This window comes from Actinoplanes sp. NPDC051633 (assembly GCF_040681735.1).
Taxonomy (GTDB): Bacteria; Actinomycetota; Actinomycetes; order Mycobacteriales; family Micromonosporaceae; genus Actinoplanes.
The window spans coordinates 1-2,379 of sequence record NZ_JBFAZH010001175.1; the positions used below are offsets into that span (position 1 = coordinate 1).

4 protein-coding genes are annotated in these 2,379 nt (G+C 69.4%); 2 read left to right on the forward strand and 2 right to left on the reverse strand.

Annotated elements, in window-relative coordinates:
• Positions 1-507 (forward strand): alpha-L-fucosidase (locus AB0M20_RS38605; RefSeq protein ID WP_364305901.1); only part of this gene is annotated, 507 nt, incomplete at its 5' end.
• A 31-nt stretch (positions 508-538) separates the two neighbouring features.
• Here AB0M20_RS38605 and AB0M20_RS38610 read toward each other — a convergent pair.
• Positions 539-1,237: a FadR/GntR family transcriptional regulator gene (locus AB0M20_RS38610; protein ID WP_364305903.1), complete on the reverse strand. Its 699-nt coding sequence runs from the start codon at positions 1,235-1,237 to the stop codon at positions 539-541.
• Positions 1,238-1,531: 294 nt separating this feature from the next.
• Between AB0M20_RS38610 and AB0M20_RS38615 the strand changes: the two genes are divergently transcribed.
• The gene (locus AB0M20_RS38615) at positions 1,532-1,855 is read left to right on the forward strand and encodes an L-rhamnose mutarotase (RefSeq protein WP_364305904.1); all 324 of its coding nucleotides are present in this window, start codon (positions 1,532-1,534) and stop codon (positions 1,853-1,855) included.
• A 45-nt stretch (positions 1,856-1,900) separates the two neighbouring features.
• Here AB0M20_RS38615 and AB0M20_RS38620 read toward each other — a convergent pair.
• On the reverse strand, positions 1,901-2,379 hold a 479-nt coding region (locus tag AB0M20_RS38620), incomplete at its 5' end, for an SDR family oxidoreductase (protein ID WP_364305906.1).

A 2,379-nucleotide genomic window follows, 5' to 3' on the forward strand; every position in this document is an offset into this window, starting at 1 on the left:
AGCTGCCGCGGCATCGGCTACTCGTTCGGGTACAACCGACTCGAGGATGCCCGGCACTACCTCGATGCTCGGGGGGCGGTCAAGGAGTTGGTGGACGTCGTCTCTCGCGGCGGCAACCTTCTCCTCAACGTCGGCCCGGATGCGGCCGGCCGGATTCCCGCGATGCAGCGCAGTTGTCTGGAGGGCATCGCTGACTGGATGGCGGTCAACGCGCCGGCGGTGCAGGCCGCAGCACCGGTCGACCCCGCGGTCGCGCAGCCGTCCGACGAGCCGTGGACCCGCTGGACGCAAGGCGGCGGCTTTCTCTACGGCGTCGTCGATGCGGGGGCATCAGTGGACCTGCCGTGCCGGCCCGAGGCTGTGGACGTGGAGTCCGCGGCGTTGCTGGACGGCACCCCGGTCGCCGCGCACGCCGGTAGCGGGCGGGTCCGCGTGGACATCGCCGGCATTGTCGGCGCGGTCGGCGCGGTCGGCGCGCCCGCCGTTGTGCGGTTCCCCCTGCGCTGACCACGCCGGCACCGGCACGCCTGCCACGGCGCTACTCGATAGTGCCGTCCATGCCCGCGCCGAGTGCCTCGTGCAGCCACTGCTCGACGCCGGCGATGTGCACCACAGCGCAGGCATGTGCGACGTCCGGGCGCCGTGCGGCCAACGCCGCCACGATCGCCCGATGCTCGTCGAGTGTCCGCCGTACCGCCGAGGCCTGGGTGATTCCTCGCCAGATCCGGGCCCGCTGGGTGCGACTGGAAACGCTGTCGATGAGCGAGGCAAGGACGGGGTTACCGGAGCCACGTGCGATACGCCGGTGGAACTCGAGATCGTTGTCGACGGACTCCTCGACGCCGGGCTCGGCGGGCAGCTCGTCCAGCAACTCGCCGAGGCCCGCGATGTCCTCGTCGCTCATCGCTGTAGCGGCCGCGGCCATGGCGGCCGGTTCGAGGATCCGGCGCACCTCGAGGAAGTGCAGCACGGAGCGGTCATGCTGGAAGTCGACGGCGAACGACATCGCGTCCATCAGCAGACCCGGGTCCAGGCTGGTCACGTACGTGCCGTCACCGCGCCGCACGTCGAGCACGTTGATCAGGCTCAACGCCTTGACGGCCTCCCGCAGCGAGCTGCGCGACAACCCCAGCTGAGCACCGAGCTCGGGCTCGCTGGGCAGGCGGTCGCCGGGCCGGAGCTCGCCCGAGGTGATCATCGCGCGGATCTTTTCTATCGCCTCGTCAGTCAGAGCCATGTCAACCTTTCCCCAACGCCGGCACGGCGAGTCACGCAATCGGCGTGGGTGCACAATACATCTGATGTCTCAGCGCACACCCATGCGGTGGTCGGATCGCCGCGGAGAGGGCACCAAACCCGGTACGGATCACTCCTCCGACGTCGCCGCCAGCTCATCCTCTCAAGCTGACTGGCTTCGCGGGCGATGTCCAGAGGCACATGGCCGTATCGTCTCGCAGCCGACGGGGGCACCGGTCCGCATGCGAGGATCTCCAGACGTAGGATGTCGCTGTCACAATCCGGGAGGGCCGAAATGCGGCGTTACGCGATGCTCATCCGGCTGGCCGAGGAGCACCGGGAAACCTATCTGCGGCTGCACGAGGCGGTGTGGCCCGAGGTCGCCGAGCGGATCCGGGCCTGTCACATTCGCAACTACACGATCTTCCTCCGTGGTGACCTACTGGTCGGCTACTACGAATACCACGGCGCCGACCACGCGGCCGACATGGCGGCCATGGCCGCGGATCCCGCGACCCAGCGGTGGTGGGCCCTGACCGATCCATGTCAGCGTCAGCTCGACGGCACCCCGGCCGATTCGTGGTGGGCTCCCGCCGACGAGATCTGGCATCAGGACTGACCCACGCGGGCCGCTCCTTTCATCGAGGTCCCCGCTCGGCGCTGCTCACCGTCCCAGCCACCCGCCGTCCACGGGCAGGACCGCGCCGTGCACGTAGTCCGATGCCGGCGCGGCCAGGAACACGGTGGCACCCGCCAGGTCGTCGGGGCGACCCCACCGGCCGGCGGGAATGCGGTCCAGAATGGCTCGGCGACGATCCGGATCCTTTCGCAGCGCCTCGGTGTTGTCGGTCTCGATGTAACCCGGCGCGAGCGCGTTCACGTTCACGCCTCTGCTGGACCACTCGTTGGCGAGCGCCCGGGTGAGGCCCGCCAGTCCAGACTTCGCGGCCGTGTACCCCGGCACCGTCACGCCGCCCTGGAAGCTCAGCAGCGACGCCACAAAAATGATCTTGCCGCTGCCCCGCTCGATCATGGTGGCGCCGATCTGCCGGGTAAGCAGGAACGGGGCGGACAGATTGACCGCGAGCACGTGATCCCAGTCGGCGTCGGAATGCTCCGCCGCCGGACTGCGGCGGATGGTCC

Excerpts from the sequence above, each read along its gene's own strand:
- AB0M20_RS38610 (WP_364305903.1), bottom strand. The coding sequence starts at position 1,237 with ATGGCTCTGACTGACGAGGCGATAGAAAAGATCCGCGCGATGATCACC.
- AB0M20_RS38615 (WP_364305904.1), top strand. The coding sequence starts at position 1,532 with ATGCGGCGTTACGCGATGCTCATCCGGCTGGCCGAGGAGCACCGGGAA.